This is a genomic window from Collinsella sp. AM20-15AC (genome assembly GCF_003471405.1).
Taxonomy (GTDB): Bacteria; Actinomycetota; Coriobacteriia; order Coriobacteriales; family Coriobacteriaceae; genus Collinsella.
In genome coordinates, this window is the sequence record NZ_QRJA01000010.1 from 17,334 (window position 1) to 31,601 (window position 14,268).

General features: G+C 57.0%; 12 protein-coding genes. 3 read left to right on the forward strand and 9 right to left on the reverse strand.

Going from position 1 to position 14,268, the window contains the following annotated elements; all coding sequences use genetic code 11:
* Positions 1–22: 22 nt before the first annotated feature.
* Both DW233_RS04655 and DW233_RS04660 read right to left on the reverse strand, forming a co-directional pair.
* Entirely contained in the window at positions 23–241 is a 219-nt protein-coding gene (locus DW233_RS04655) for a hypothetical protein (RefSeq protein ID WP_022094153.1), read from the reverse strand.
* A 21-nt stretch (positions 242–262) separates the two neighbouring features.
* On the reverse strand, positions 263–3,460 hold the full coding sequence (locus DW233_RS04660) for a hypothetical protein (protein WP_118266964.1): 3,198 nt from the start codon (positions 3,458–3,460) through the stop codon (positions 263–265).
* A gap of 198 nt (positions 3,461–3,658) precedes the next feature.
* Here DW233_RS04660 and DW233_RS04665 point away from each other — a divergent pair, with 198 nt between their 5' ends.
* Positions 3,659–4,681 carry a YafY family protein gene (locus DW233_RS04665; RefSeq protein WP_118266965.1) on the forward strand — a complete coding sequence of 341 codons (1,023 nt, stop codon included), beginning with the start codon at positions 3,659–3,661 and terminating at the stop codon, positions 4,679–4,681.
* Positions 4,662–5,585, forward strand: coding sequence for a YafY family protein (locus DW233_RS04670; RefSeq protein ID WP_118266967.1), 924 nt, complete (start codon positions 4,662–4,664; stop codon positions 5,583–5,585). Before DW233_RS04665 ends, DW233_RS04670 begins: the two co-directional genes overlap by 20 nt.
* Here DW233_RS04670 and DW233_RS04675 read toward each other — a convergent pair.
* Positions 5,582–8,476: a helicase C-terminal domain-containing protein gene (locus DW233_RS04675; RefSeq protein ID WP_118266969.1), complete on the reverse strand. Its 2,895-nt coding sequence runs from the start codon at positions 8,474–8,476 to the stop codon at positions 5,582–5,584. The genes DW233_RS04670 and DW233_RS04675 overlap by 4 nt on opposite strands.
* Positions 8,470–9,435 carry a D-alanine--D-alanine ligase gene (locus tag DW233_RS04680; RefSeq protein WP_118266971.1) on the reverse strand — a complete coding sequence of 322 codons (966 nt, stop codon included), beginning with the start codon at positions 9,433–9,435 and terminating at the stop codon, positions 8,470–8,472. Before DW233_RS04680 ends, DW233_RS04675 begins: the two co-directional genes overlap by 7 nt.
* A gap of 85 nt (positions 9,436–9,520) precedes the next feature.
* Between DW233_RS04680 and rlmN the strand changes: the two genes are divergently transcribed.
* Positions 9,521–10,573, forward strand: a complete 1,053-nt coding sequence (gene rlmN, locus DW233_RS04685; protein WP_118266972.1) for a 23S rRNA (adenine(2503)-C(2))-methyltransferase RlmN — start codon at positions 9,521–9,523, stop codon at positions 10,571–10,573.
* 198 nt (positions 10,574–10,771) lie between these two features.
* Here rlmN and DW233_RS04690 read toward each other — a convergent pair whose 3' ends face one another.
* The 5 genes from DW233_RS04690 to DW233_RS04710 all read right to left on the reverse strand — a co-directional run bounded on the left by DW233_RS04690 (position 10,772) and on the right by DW233_RS04710 (position 14,252).
* A complete protein-coding gene (locus DW233_RS04690) occupies positions 10,772–11,026 on the reverse strand; it encodes a hypothetical protein (protein WP_117564012.1) in 255 nt (84 codons plus the stop codon).
* The gene (locus DW233_RS04695; RefSeq protein ID WP_199574584.1) at positions 11,016–11,921 is read right to left on the reverse strand and encodes a ParB/RepB/Spo0J family partition protein; all 906 of its coding nucleotides are present in this window, start codon (positions 11,919–11,921) and stop codon (positions 11,016–11,018) included. Before DW233_RS04695 ends, DW233_RS04690 begins: the two co-directional genes overlap by 11 nt.
* Entirely contained in the window at positions 11,914–12,714 is an 801-nt protein-coding gene (locus tag DW233_RS04700; protein ID WP_055251322.1) for a ParA family protein, read from the reverse strand. The genes DW233_RS04695 and DW233_RS04700 overlap by 8 nt, the downstream gene beginning before the upstream one ends.
* 134 nt (positions 12,715–12,848) lie before the next feature.
* Entirely contained in the window at positions 12,849–13,514 is a 666-nt protein-coding gene (gene rsmG / locus DW233_RS04705; protein WP_233547941.1) for a 16S rRNA (guanine(527)-N(7))-methyltransferase RsmG, read from the reverse strand.
* Positions 13,515–13,682: 168 nt separating this feature from the next.
* Positions 13,683–14,252 carry a R3H domain-containing nucleic acid-binding protein gene (locus DW233_RS04710; RefSeq protein WP_022093802.1) on the reverse strand — a complete coding sequence of 190 codons (570 nt, stop codon included), beginning with the start codon at positions 14,250–14,252 and terminating at the stop codon, positions 13,683–13,685.
* Positions 14,253–14,268 lie beyond the last annotated feature (16 nt).

Consider the following 14,268-nt stretch of genomic DNA (forward strand, 5'->3'; position numbering starts at 1 on the left):
TCAGTCATTTAAATCGCCGCATCTACTCTGCAGACGAAGATCCACCATCAACGATTGCTTGCTCGGACTCAGGAATCCCATCGGCACCCGTGCTCTGTTCTTGCTCCACCTCTTCGCTGATTGCGGAGGCGGGGGTCGAGCCCTTCGCGCCCACGATGTAGGCAGCTCCAAACCCTAACGCAATGGCAATCAAGGTCAAAATCACGTAGACAGGCCAATGGCGCTTAATATACGAAAACACGTTGACTCCTTAGAGCTCCGTCTACGAACGGCGGATAACCTCGGTCACGACCTCGGATACCGTGGCAATGTTCGTCGGGTTGACATTGTGGGGCAGGTCGTCCTCGGTACGAGCGCAAGCCAGACGCGTGCCGTCCACGCCGGCGATGGTGAGGGCTCGGCGGCTCGCCTCGAGCGCGGCGTAGGCATCGGTCTTGGCATAGGGCATCTCGAGCGCGCCACAATCGACATGGAACGACTTGCACACCTTGCTGACCAGGTTCATGATGCGGCGATCGCCCTTGAGCAGCTGCTGTTCGCCCTCAACCGTCACCACCGAAAGCCTACCGGCGCCGACGGATTCAAGATTGATGAAGAAGACGCCGCGGAGCTTATCGCGATGCGAAGCCAAGAAGGCCTTCATACCGGCGCCATCACAATCCGAGGCGCCCGTTGCCACAAACCAGATATCGTGACCGAGCAGCTCATCGTCGCCCATAGAAGCGACAGCCGAGAGCATATCTTCGGAAGAAGCACCGTCGGAAGACGTAGCGCCGCCCTTCCAGCCATCGTTATCGTCCTCGAAATTATCCCACGAACCGATGCCGCGACCGGACTTCTTGGCATCGTAATCGTCTTCGACGCCCAGCCAGTCACTCATGCTGTCCTGTTCGTTTTTCTTTTTACGACCGAACAGGCCGCCCAGGCCGCGCTTGCGAGACTTAGGTGCCGCAGGGGCGGGAGCCGAAATGGTCTCGATCGGCTGTGCGCCCGACGCAACGGGCATAGGAGGCGCAACGGGTGCCGATGTGGGTTCGGGACCCTGAGCGGTAGCAAAGGGGTCGTTGACCTGTGCGGAGGGATCGGGAAGGTCGAACAGCGACGTGCGAGACGCAACGTTTGTCTGCTTCATCGACGGCAGCGACGGATCGGGGACCGAAGCCAGCGGAGACGAGGAGGGTGCAGGCGACGGTGCCGACGCCGGATCGGGAACATTCACCTGCGGACGCGGCGATGCTTGGGAGGAAATCTGGGCCATAAGGGAATCGACCGTTTCGTCCTGAGTGGGAGCGACATCGGCAACCGTGGCACCGGAACCACTCGGGATCGGCATGGTGAAAATCTGCGTGGAGTAAGGCCTCGACCCGTCTGTCTCGGGAGCCTCGGAAACCGCAGGCACTTCCTCCTGCTCGACCTCGGTCGAATCATCTTGCTCGGCTGTTGCGTATTGCTCTTCGTCAGAGTTGGCCTCGACGGGCTCGTCCTCGGCGGCATCTTGGATTGCGGCAGCATCAATAGACTCGTCATCGTCTGCCGCATCGCCCCGCTCATCGGAAACAGGAAGGGACTCGGCAATCGCGGTGCCTTGCTTTTCAAACGTTATCGTGGAATCGAACTGCGCGGCATCAAACGACATGGTGCTATCGACGTGCTGCTGAGCCTCGAAAGACGTCGTCGCCTCAACAACATCCGCGGACGCCGGTTGCTGGGACTCAAAGGACGTCGTAGCTTTGGCAGCGTCGACGGGCACGGACTGCACAGCCTCGTTCTGCTCGAACTCTTGCGCCGCGCGCTCACGTGCCGCCTCGGCTGCCTGCTGCTGAGCGATAGCCTCCTGCTCGGCAGTCTCGCGTGCGGCAGCGCGCTTCTCCTCGAAATCGTCGACAAATTTCCTGCCCTTTGCAAGCGCACCCTTAAAGAAGTTGGAAGCGCTGGCGCCAATCGAAGAGAACGCGGATGCAATATCGGCATGGGGCGTTGCCGCGGGAATCTCGGCCGAGAAATCAGTATCGCTCTCGTAAGACACGCGCCTCGGCTGTTCAACGTAATCGTCGTCAGACTCGTCCGCAACGTCTTGCGCCGGCGCGGCGGGGGCCAAAATGTCCAGTCCTGCCGCGGGATCGATCGCGGACACCGCCTCGAGCTCGGCAACGGCAGCGGTAACCGCGGCAGACTCATCATCCACGGTGACGGCGGGCGCAGGTGCAGTCACGACGGGGGCAGGCTCGGGCTCAAACGTCGGCTCCTCGCCCTCCTCGTAATCGAGCGTGCACGACTCGGGAAGCATCCCGAGCGCACGGATGGCATCCGAACCAAAGCGGATGTTGCCGGCGGCATTGCGATAGAGCTTGGACTCGGGCTCGGCCGCGACAGGCTCCTCCGCCGGCTCGGCAGCGGAAACCTCGTCATTGAACTCTTCGGCCTGGACAGCCTGATTCTGATCCTCGGGCACGATGGCGCCAATCAGCGTCTCGTCGGCAGACGCACCCTCAAAGCCCTCGATCTGCTCGTCGAAATCCTCACCCTGTTCGGGCTCGGCCTGAGCGTCGGGAGCAATCGGCTGACCGAACTCATCCTCGGCGTAGGTAGGCTCTTCATACTCGATGGTATTGCCGTAGTCGTTTTGCTGTTGGGCCGCGGCATACTCCGCTGCTGCGCGCGCCATCTCCTCGGCACGACGCTTCTGCTCCCCAAAATAGGTATCGAACGGAACATCGTCGGGAAACTCGTTTTCGCCCTGGAAGGGAGCAACGTTGTTCATAACGCCGAGCATAGCGGCGACAGAAGACTTGTTGCACACCGCGCCGGACGTATAGGGAAGAATGTAGCGGTTAGAAATGATGTTTGCCGCGTTGGCGAGCGCAACGAGGGAAGCGAGGATCGCGACAATCCACAGCAGAACCTTGAGCGCGCCGGGGAGCGGCAGGATACGCAAGATGGCAACGGCAGCAGGGGCAACCGTGGCAACGGGCAACAGCTTGGCGATGAGCGCACGATACGAAGCATAAGGCTCGCGGGCGAGCAGCTCAGCACGGGGAGAGTCGTAGTGTGCGACAACGACCACCGGGCGGTTGCGCGGAGACGCAAGCGGGCCCGAGGCCTTGTGGTAGGCAATGACATTTTGGCTCACGCCCGTCTTACCCAGGCGCGAAACCACGGGGTGGCCCGTGCGCTCGAGCACGTAGAGTACGGCACCGACAATGGCCAGCAAGGTGCCGACCAAGCCGATACCGCCGCCAATGCCCATCAGCAAGGCGCCGGCAAACGCAAGGATACCGGTAACGGCAAATGCCAATCTACTGGGCGCCGGGGCATTGAACTCCTGAACCTCGGGATCAAAGCCGTGGTTGCGGAAGATCTGAGCGATATCCTCGGCAGCCAAGCGCTCTTCTTCGCTGCATGCCGGCGTAATGCCGGTGTTCTGCAGCAGGTGGTTAATATAGTTCTGGGTGTTCGCCATGTGCGCTCCACATCCATAATCCGACAAATAGGCCCAATGCTTGCACATTAGAACCGTATATAGTCGAAAGTATACCCCGAGCGAGCGCAAACGACCGAATTCGGGCCATCTTAACGCCCCGAGCGGACAAGGATATAGCCTAATCTCCATATCGGACTAAAATCATGGCAGCAAACCACCTTCTCATGCGAGGACTCTATGACGGCAAGCGACGCGACCGCGACAATTAAAAAGGGGAATTCGGAGCCAAGTTTCGATAAAACGGCTCAGCGCATCCTCAATCTTTTCTTTGTGCTCAACAGCTCCCCCGAACCGCTGACGACCGAGCAGATCGTCTTGGATTCTGACCTGGGATATGGCTCGGGCAATATCGACTCGGATAAGCGCAAGTTTCGGCGCGATCGTGACAAACTGCTCGAGCGTGGCATCTTAATCAAGGAGGTTCGCCCCGCCGGTGCGCAGGAGACCGAGGAAAGCTCGTGGACAATCGACCGCGAGCACACGTTTGCTGCAGGCGGCCTCATCACCGCAGACGACGCCGATATCCTGCTCAACGCCATCGACCAGACGTTAGCGGCCGGCTCATCCACCTTTGCCGCGCCGCTTGCCGATATTCGCTCCAAGATTGCCTACCTCACCGGCAGGACGACGGCGGACGAAGCACCGATCCGCCGCTCTCCCACCGTCGATGCGGTATGGAGCGCCTTTGCCGAGCGGTGCGCGCTGCGATTTTTATATCAGAACGGACGCGGCGAGCAGAAAGAACGTACCGTCTGCGTCTACGGCATGTTCGAGCGCGAGGGCGTGGCGTACTTCTGCGGCCTCGACAATGTCACCGACGACATCAGGACATTCCGCTGCGACCGTATCGTTCGCGCCTGGCGTCCTTCGAAGGCCTACGCCATTCCCGCGGACTTCTATCTCAACGACTATCTGTTCTTTGAATTCGATTTTGCCGACCGACCGCCCGTTGCAGCCACGTTCTCGTTCGCCCCTCAGACGCAGATCGATATGATCAACGGCCTCACGCGCGGGCGAGGTGAGCTCGCACACACCGATGCGGGATGGACCTGGACCGTTGACGTGCGTGACCTTGAAGCCGCCGCCTCATTTTGCATGGCCCACGCCACGGACGGCATGAGGCCCATGGCCCCCAAATCGCTCAAGCAGGCGTGGAACCACCTCATTGAAAGGACGGTGCATGAGCATGCCCGTGCGTAAACTCACCAGCGAGCAGAGACTCTCGCGCGCCATCGACATCATGGAGGCCCTCTACGCCGCCGGCGAGAGCGGCATGACACGAACCGAGATTTGCAGTCGCTTTGACATCACGGGGGTGTCGCTCGACGAGATTCTCGAGATCGTCTCGACGCTCGCGGACCGAGAATCGGGTGCGCGCATCATCTGCGAATGCCACGGCGAGCGTGTGGTCCTCACCGGTGACGCCGGGCATGTGCTACCGCTGCGCCTGAGTGCCGCCGAGGGCGCTGTGCTCAACCATGAACTTGAATCGTTGGGGATCGAGCCCCAGGCGGCGGCTCGGATTCGACATGCTCTTCTGCCCGAAGAGCTCGGCTATAACCAGCGCGTCTTTGACACCGTCAACCACGGGTCGCACTGGCAGCAGCTGAGCTGCGCCATTCAGGACGGCGTTCGCTGCCGCATCTCGTATCGCTCGATGGACGATGAGCGGCCACGCGAGCGTCTGGTCGACCCCTTGCGCATTACGGTAAACGGCGACCAAACATACCTAATTGCCTGGGACATCGCGGTCGATGAGCAGCGCACCTATCGCATGGATAAAATCGAGGGACTCACCTTGACGGAAGACTCCGTCGTGCCTCACGCACCGGACGTCGCATCCCTCCACGATTCCCTTGCCCGGACGCAGCGTAGCGCAAAGCTCCTGATGCCATTCGATATGGCGGAGCATCTGGACTGGGCCGGCATCACCCTCATCGAGCGCGGCGGGGCAGACACGGCAACGGTAACCGTGCATTACGGCTCCGAGCGTTGGCTACTGAGCCAGATAATCGCAGCGGGCGGAGCCATCCGCATCTTGGATGACCCCGCCCTGTCAAAGCGTCTGTGCGATATGGCAAAAACCCTCGTCTGTCCGCTTTAGCGCCGCCGCTCGTGACGTGCGCGCCACAGTTGCAGATAGTGCCCGATCTGCGCCGATTCGATGCGCTGGTAGGAGCTCGTGGGCAGCGACGTTAAGAACTTCTTCCCGTAGCCCTTCGTCACCAGGCGCGGGTCGGCCAGAATCAGCACGCCGCAATCGGTCGACGAGCGGATAAGGCGGCCGGCCGCCTGCTTAACCTCGAGCACCGCCTCGGGCAGCGAATAGCGCGCCCAAGCGCGGTCTTCGCGCAGGTTGCGCTCGCACGAGAGCGGGTCCGTGGGGCTCGAGAACGGCAGCTTGGGAATGATGACGCAACGCAGCGTCTCGCCGCTGGCGTCAAACCCCTCCCAGAAGGCCTTAAGCGCAAAAAGCGACGAGGTCGGCTCGTTGATAAACCGGTCGCGCAGGCGACGAGGAGATGAGTTGCGCTGCTGGCAGTTGAGCTCCAGACCCGCACGGGCCATCTTGGGCTCAACGCGGGCGTACAGGTCTTCCATGTCGCGCCGATTGGTGAACAACGTGAGCACCGATCCGCCCATGGCAAGATGGGCGTCGACCAGCACGCGCTCGAGCGCCGTAAGATAGCTCTCACGATCGCGCGGATCGGGGATATCGCCCGCAACGACTACAGCCATGTTCGAATCGAAGTCGTAGCTCGAGTCCAAGTGCAGCGATGAGGATGTTGAAGCACCGATGCGATCGAGGCCGACAGCATGGTTGAAGTGCTCAAAGCTTTTGGACACCGTCATGGTTGCCGAGGCAAAGATAGCCGTGTGAACCTCGGGCAGCCACTCGGTTGCCAAGGCCTCGCCAATGTCGATGCGCTCTGCGGTCACTGACTCTCCGCCGGCACGCAACCTGCGATTGACCTGCAGCGAATATACGTAGTGTTCATCGGTGCCATCAATGATGAGTTTGAGGTTCTCGACCAGCTCGTGCAGGCGGCGCGAGATATCACCCAGGTCGACAACAACCTCGGGCTTGTCGGCGGCGACGGCTTGCACCAGCGCCTCGACGCTTTTGTCAGCTTGTTCCAATGCGTCGATGGCTGTGTAGGCCGACTGTAAGAAATCATGCCAGTCGTCAGATTCGCGCAACTCGGGGCCAATCCATAGATTGGCATTGTCATAACCCCCACGGGCACGGCGGCCGAGCTCGCGAACGCCATCGAACACGTCGGCGATTGCCATGCTCGCGCGCGCAACCGTCGACGTCGCCTTGGCAGTAAGGCCCAAATAGAGCGTAGAGCCCTCGGAGGTTGCCAAATCACGGGAAACCTGGCTTAGCGCGCCGGTGCTCGAGCCACCCAGGCGCTCAAACAGAACGCGTGATTCGTCCGCCGACACCACGCGCGCCCACTGGCGGCGCGCCTCGCGCTCGATGGAATGGGCCTCGTCGATTACCCAATGACGAATCGGGGGTAAAATCCTGCCCTCAGCCGCGACATTGCGGAACAGCAGGGAATGGTTGGTGACCACCACATCGGCATGCGCCGCACGACGGCGAGCACCGTGGACCAAACATTTATCAGGGAAAAACGGGCAGAGGCGACGGGCACACTCGCGCGAGGCCGTCGTAAAGTCGGGGCGGTTGACGCTGCGCCACCGAATGCCGAGCGAGTCGAGGTCGCCATCGGCTGATTGGCAGACGTACGCCATAATGACCGCGACCGCCGTGAGCGTGTCCGCCGGATCGCGCTTGGTGGTAATCTCGACCTGGCCTCGGCTCATGCGCTCGAGCTTGCGCAGGCACGGATAGTGGTCATACCCCTTGAGAGCGCAAAATGACAGACCACCGTCCAGTTGCTCGGCAAGTTTTGGCAGCTCATGGTACATGAGCTGGTCGGCAAGATTGTTCGATTTGGTCGCAATACCAACCGTGATGTTGTTACGGCGTGCTGCCTCGGCAAAAGGCACCAGATAGGCCATCGATTTGCCAACGCCCGTGCCCGCCTCAATTACACGATGAGTGCCCGTGACCAGCGCATCGCGGACCTCGAGCGCCATCGCGATCTGCTCATCACGCGGCTCGTAGGTGGGATACATGCGATTGACCAGGCCACCTGGCGCATAGTCTGCCTCAATCTCCTCACGACTCGGCATCTTGAGGACCGGCAGTTCGTCGGCGTCCACCCGATCGTCGGCGCGATCGGCCTTGAGAACGTCAGCACGAGCGGCGCTGAGAGAGAAGATAGAACCAGGGTTCTGCCCTGCCAAGAATGAGAAGATAGGACGATAGGACCAAGGCACATCCGAGTGCATGTCGGCTAGGCGCGCCATGAGGCCCTGGGGCAAGTCGGTGAGCGCCACGAGCAACACGCGCCATACGCCACACAGAGCGTCGACGTCGGCATTGGCACGGTGTGATACCGAGTCACAGCCAAACAGATCGGCCATAAAAGACAGCTTGTGCGAGGCCAGGCGCGGAAGCGCGATGCGCGACAGCGCCAGCGAATCGATCCAAATATCGCTCACGTTGACGCCGCCTTTGACCGACTCGATAAACGAGCGGTCGAACGTGGCGTTATGTGCGATCACCGGGCAACCACCGACAAAATCGGCGAGAGCGGCGACGGCCTCAACGGCCGACGGGGCATCTGCCACATCGGCATTTGTAATGCTCGTGAGCTCGGTAATCTCGGCGGGAATCAGCTGCTTGGGATGCACGAAGGTATCGAAGCGGTCGACGACCTCGCGGCCCGAAAGACGGGCCGCCGAGATCTCGATCAGCTCATTGTCCTGCACCGAAAGACCCGTGGTCTCGGTATCGAGGACAATCACATCTTCCTCGATAAGGCCGAAGGACTGCGTTTTGGCGCGTTCGGCAAGCGTGGCATAGGAGTCGATGACAAACTGCGGCGTTCCTGACGAAACCGCGTCCTCGATTAGCATGCAATGCCCGCTCGACGAAGACCCATACGGATCAGGCTGTCACAGACCTGCGGGAACGTCATGTCGTCGGTGTGGCGGATCTCATCCGGATACAGCGACGTATCGGTCATGCCGGGAATCGTGTTGGTCTCGAGGATAACGGGGCCGTCCTCGCTCACGATAAAATCGCTGCGCGAGATACCCAGGCAGCCGAGTGCCTTATGGGCAGCACAGGCAAGCTCCTGGGCACGAGCGTAGTTCTCGGGCGAAATCTGCGCCGGAATGCGATGGATGTCCGTAGGGTCGACATACTTCACGTCCAGATCGTAGAACTCGCAGTCCTCGGGCTTACGGATCTCGACAATCGGCAGGGCGCGCACGTCATCCTCGCCGTATACGCCGACGGTGATCTCGGTACCCTCGATACACTTCTCGACCAGCACTTTGTCGCCAAACTCAAACGCCTTGGCGATAGCCGCAGGCAGCTCGGAGGGCTCGTGGACCAGGGAAATGCCATAGCTGGAACCGTTGACGGCCGGTTTCACAAAGCAACGCTCGCCACAGACCTCGACAACGTGATCGATATCGACTTCATCGCCCACTTCGAGCGCAAGGCCGGGGGCAATGGGAATGCCCGCCTTGGCGTATAGGAGCTTAGAGACCTCCTTGTCGGCACCGCAGGCGCTGGCAAGTACGCCCGAGGCCGTGTAGGGGATACCCAGGGTCTCCATGGCACCCTGCATGGCGCCATCCTCACCGCCGGCGCCGTGCATGGCGATAAATGCCACATCGAATCCGCCGGTCGCCATGGTTACCATAAAGTCATCAGCGGCCGTGTCAAGCAGCTCCACCGAGGTGTAGCCGGCTTCCTTCAGTGCCACCACAACGTTCTTTCCCGAATCGAGCGAGATCTCGCGCTCGGCGGAATGACCGCCCGCCAAGACCGCTACGTGCATGTTCTCTAGGCTTTTACCCGGCATGGGCAGACTCCTCCTCTATAATTTCTGCAGCTGATACCATATTGTAGCGATACCCTCTACGTTTCCCCAAAATCGAAAGGCTTCCATGAATCCCAAGACTAAATCTCAGGACATTCGCGACTTGAGCCAAAACGATATTCGCGAGCTCGTGGCCGAACTTGGCCAGCCCGCCTTCCGCGCGAAGCAGCTCATCGAATGGGTCTTTGAGAAGAACGTTTGTTCGTTTGACGATATGACCAATCTTCCCAAGGCTTTCCGCGAGCAGCTTAAAGAGGCGTTTGCCTTTGATACGCCGACTGAACTCACCAAGCAGGTTTCCAAAGATGGCTCGCGCAAGTATCTGCTCGAGTACCACGATGGCATTTCCGTCGAGACTGTCGGCATGCCCCGTCGTAACAAGCTTTCCGTCTGCGTTTCCACCCAGGCAGGCTGCGGCATGGGCTGTGCCTTTTGCGCTACCGGTCTCAACGGCCTCAAGCGCTCTCTGACCGCTCAAGAGATCGTCGACCAGGTGCTTCATGTATCCAACGACTTTGGCGAGCGTGCCACAAGCGTTGTCTTCATGGGCCAGGGCGAGCCGTTTGCCAACTACGACGAGGTTCTCAAGGCGCTGCGAATCCTCAACGACCCCGATGGCATCGGTATCGGCGCTCGTCACCTCACCGTCTCTACCAGCGGCGTTATTCCCAGTATTCGCAAATTTGCCGACATCCCCGAGCAGTTCACGCTTGCCGTTTCCCTGCATTCCGCCATCCAGTCGACGCGCAATAAGCTCATGCCCGGTGTTAAGAAGTACACGCTGCTTCGCCTTCACGAAGCGCTTCAGCTCTACACCGAGAAGACTGGCCGCCGCCCGACCTATGAGTATGCCATGATCGAAGGCGTCAACGATACGAATCCCGAGATGCAGGCACTCTGCGACTTCTGTGAGGGAACGCTGTGCCACGTTAACCTGATTCAACTTAACGACATCGAGGGCAGCCCGCTCAAGCCGTCGCCGATTCATAAGGTTGAGGACCTTCAGCGTCGTCTTGAGTCCCGTGGCATCGAGACCACGATTCGTAACTCCCGCGGTAACGATATTGACGCCGCTTGCGGACAGCTGAAACAGCGCTTCAAAGTTCAGAAGAACGCATAGGGGAGTCGCACTCCAAAACGTTTCATGTGAAACATCGAACGGCCCAGGTTGCAAGATATGCAACCTGGGCCGTTTCATTTATTGACCTCCATTTTGGACCAGCTGCTAGCTTTCCCATTGTTTACGGACAAAAAAAGCGGCCCTTGTCTCATGAATCAGACAGGGGCCCTCAAAATATGCAGGGTAATTGTTAGGTACCTAATAGCCTACATTTTCCCATTGGTTGCTAACCCAACCTTGATTAATCTTAGGATTTTTTGTTACCTGAGCAGTGCGCATGGCAACATCTTCTGTCATAACATCCATTTTCTTCTTGGAAGTATCGACAATATCTTGCGCACCACGAAGCAAACGACCTCGAAGTTCATCGTCTGTCGCGATCTTATAGCCAGCAAAGGCACCAGCCGCGACAGTCGTCACCAATGCAATCGCAGTTAAAATCTTATTCCTCATCTTGGCCTCCTTGATCAAACTGAATCATTTCACCAAGAATACGAGAGAGCTCTTCCTCGTCTTTAAACTCAATCTCAATCTTATTCTTTCCACGCGAGCTCTTCACGCGCACGTTGGTATTAAATACTTGACGAAGTACACGCGCAGCCTTTTTAAAAGACTGAGGCGTTGCAGGCCGCGGCGTCTTAGGCGTCTCTCCGGCAGAAAACAATGGAGCAAGATTTTCTGTCGCTCTTACGGAAAGGCCCTCCGCAACAACCTTCTCTGCAAGTCGAATTCGAGCATCCTCATAGGGAACTGCAAGAATCGCACGTGCGTGACCAGCAGTAAGTTTACCCTCAAAAATCATCTGCTGAACTACTTCGGGGAGATCGAGAAGGCGCAGCGAGTTTGTAATTGCAGAGCGTGACTTGCTTACGGCCTTCGACAATGCCTCCTGGGTCATACCGCTAGCATCGATGAGCTGGCGATAGCCCTTAGCCTCTTCGACGGGATTCAGATCAGAACGCTGAAGGTTTTCGATAAGAGCAAGAGCCAGCATCTCTTCATCATTAACATCTTTAATGATGACAGGCAGTTCCTCAAGACCAGCAAGCTTTGACGCCTGGTAACGACGCTCACCAGCGATGATCTCATAGCCGTTTCCATGATTGCGAACCAAGAGCGGCTGCAAAACGCCATGTTCTTGGATTGACTCGCTCAACTCGCGAAGTTCAGTTTCATTAAAGTGAATTCGCGGTTGATTAGGGTTGGGAACGATATCCTCAATAGGTAGTTTTGTTTCAGATGCGGCATTTGAAGCAGATGCAGCAGAACCACCGGTCTCATACTCAGCCTCTGAGACCAAAGCATTGAGTCCGCGTCCCAATCCACCACGTTTCTTTGCACTAGGCACGCTTGATCACCTCTTTTGCAAGGTTCATATACGCTTTTGCACCCTTGTTTTGAGGTGCATAGGTAATTACCGGTTCTCCAAAAGACGGAGCTTCAGAGATTTTAACCGTACGGGGAATCAGTGTCTTAAACGCCTTATCACCAAAGTACGATTGAACTTCCTCAACAACCTGATTCGACAAAGAAGTACGTGAGTCATACATGGTCATAAGCACGCCATAGGTGTCTAAGCCCTTGTTCAGACGTGATTTGACCATCTTCATTGACTCAAGCAGCTTCGTAACGCCCTCGAGTGCGTAATACTCACACTGGATTGGAATCAAAACGCTATCTGCTGCGGTCAAGGCATTGATAGTAAGCAGGCCGAGCGAAGGAGGACAGTCAATGAAAATGAAATCGAACTCGTCCTGAATCGGCTCAAGCAAATCTTTGAGGCGGGTTTCACGAGCAATTGCGCTTACGAGCTCAATTTCGGCACCTGCAAGCTGTATCGTAGCTGGAATTACGAATACCTTTTTGCAATTTGTATCAAGAACAAGCGATTCTGCCGGCACATCATTCAACAATGCATCATAGATGCAGTGATCAAGGTCTTCTTTTTCAATTCCAAATCCACTTGTACTGTTTCCCTGCGGATCAAAATCGACAATCAGTGTCTTACGACCCTGCTCACCCAGTGCTGCTGCAAGGTTTACAGCCGTCGTTGACTTACCGACGCCGCCTTTTTGATTGATGATTGCAATGATACGCGTGTCTTTTGCGTTCTTAGAACGCTTAACGTCGCGAAATCCCACGGTCCCTCCTGATGTGTATTAAAGCTGTCAAACGGAGGATGTTTCACGTGAAACATTCCGATTCGATATCAACCGCCATGTTTCACGTGAAACACTGCAAGTTGTTAGTATCCATTATGTTTCACGTGAAACATCTAGGCAAGCGGATTCTTCTTTGCCATGCCATTTGCACGAGGCAATGAAACGGATGCTGGATGACTCTTCTTAAGAACAATGAACTCTCTGTGGCCCAAGCCCTCAGGCAAATCGATTGCGTCATTCAGAAGCAAAGTGAAGCCACAAATCTTAGCTGCTGACATGCCGGAAGCAAGCTCCTTATCCGAAGGATTGCCCTTGGTGATAACGAATAGCCCTCCATCCTTGAGGAACGGAGCTGCATACTCAACAAGAATCGGTAGAGGAGCCAGTGCGCGGGCAGTTAGGACAGAGAACTGCTTCTTATGGCTTCGAGCATATTCTTCAAGACGATCATGGACCGCATGAGCATGTTTCAATCCAAGAGCATGAACAAAAGAATTGACAGCATCAACCTTCTTGCCAACAGAGTCAATATAAGTAGCTTTACGATGCGTGGTTATGGTTAAAGGAATACCTGGGAAGCCCGCACCTGTTCCCATATCGAGCAAAGCTCCCTCAGGAGCCTTATTGATATAGGGGAGCAACACAAGTGAGTCGAGGATATGAAGCACTGCAGCATCTTCTATGTTAAGAATACGGGTGAGATTGGTTGTCTTATTTGATTCCAGAACCAAATCCAAATGCTGAATACATTTCCTCAGCTCAACATCAGTTACGCTCAAGGAATACTCTTTGCAATAAGAAGTTAGACGACTCAACATCTTGTCAGCCTGCTGATCAGTAAGAACTAACAACGAAAGCTCCTTTCTGACAAAAATCAGTGTATCGAGAACTTTTGACAAAAAAAGGGGACGTGGAAACCACGTCCCCTTAGCATAAGCACGAGCAGATTATCGAGCAACAATCACCACATGGCGATCAGGGTCAGAACCCTCAGAATGAGTATCGACGGCATCATTGCCACGAAGTGCAATGTGAACCAGTCGACGCTCATAGGCGTTCATGGGCGGAAGCGAAACACTCTTATGAGTGCGGATGGCACGCTCGGCTGCAGACTGAGCCATGGAGGCAACCTTGTCCTGACGGCGGCTCTTGTATCCCTCGACGTCCACTACAACCGGATACCTAAAGCCAAGCTTGCGGCTCACTAGCAAAGAGAACATAACCTGAAGGGCATCAAGGGTGCGACCATGACGGCCAATGAGAACAGCAAGGTCGGGAGCCGTTACATCCAGAATCAGCTCACCCTCGTCGCCCTCATACTCATCGATAGGAGAGTTGGCGGCATCGAAGTGCGAAAGGATGGAACGCAGGATGGAAATCGCGACATCGGCAATGGTGTCGAGCTCCTCGTCGGTCAGCTCTTCACCGGCTTTGTAGCGCTGTGCAATCTCGGGATAATCGCCCGCGACCTGCGGGGCAACCTCCTCAAGCATATCCTCGATGATCTCTTCAGACATAACGTACTCCAAAAGT

Bases quoted from the DNA above. Each gene is read 5' to 3' on its own strand.
- DW233_RS04660 (WP_118266964.1), bottom strand. From the start codon at position 3,460: ATGGCGAACACCCAGAACTATATTAACCACCTGCTGCAGAACACCGGC.
- DW233_RS04665 (WP_118266965.1), top strand. From the start codon at position 3,659: ATGACGGCAAGCGACGCGACCGCGACAATTAAAAAGGGGAATTCGGAG.
- DW233_RS04670 (WP_118266967.1), top strand. From the start codon at position 4,662: ATGAGCATGCCCGTGCGTAAACTCACCAGCGAGCAGAGACTCTCGCGC.
- DW233_RS04675 (WP_118266969.1), bottom strand. From the start codon at position 8,476: ATGCTAATCGAGGACGCGGTTTCGTCAGGAACGCCGCAGTTTGTCATC.
- DW233_RS04680 (WP_118266971.1), bottom strand. From the start codon at position 9,435: ATGCCGGGTAAAAGCCTAGAGAACATGCACGTAGCGGTCTTGGCGGGC.
- rlmN (WP_118266972.1), top strand. From the start codon at position 9,521: ATGAATCCCAAGACTAAATCTCAGGACATTCGCGACTTGAGCCAAAAC.
- DW233_RS04690 (WP_117564012.1), bottom strand. From the start codon at position 11,026: ATGAGGAATAAGATTTTAACTGCGATTGCATTGGTGACGACTGTCGCG.
- DW233_RS04710 (WP_022093802.1), bottom strand. From the start codon at position 14,252: ATGTCTGAAGAGATCATCGAGGATATGCTTGAGGAGGTTGCCCCGCAG.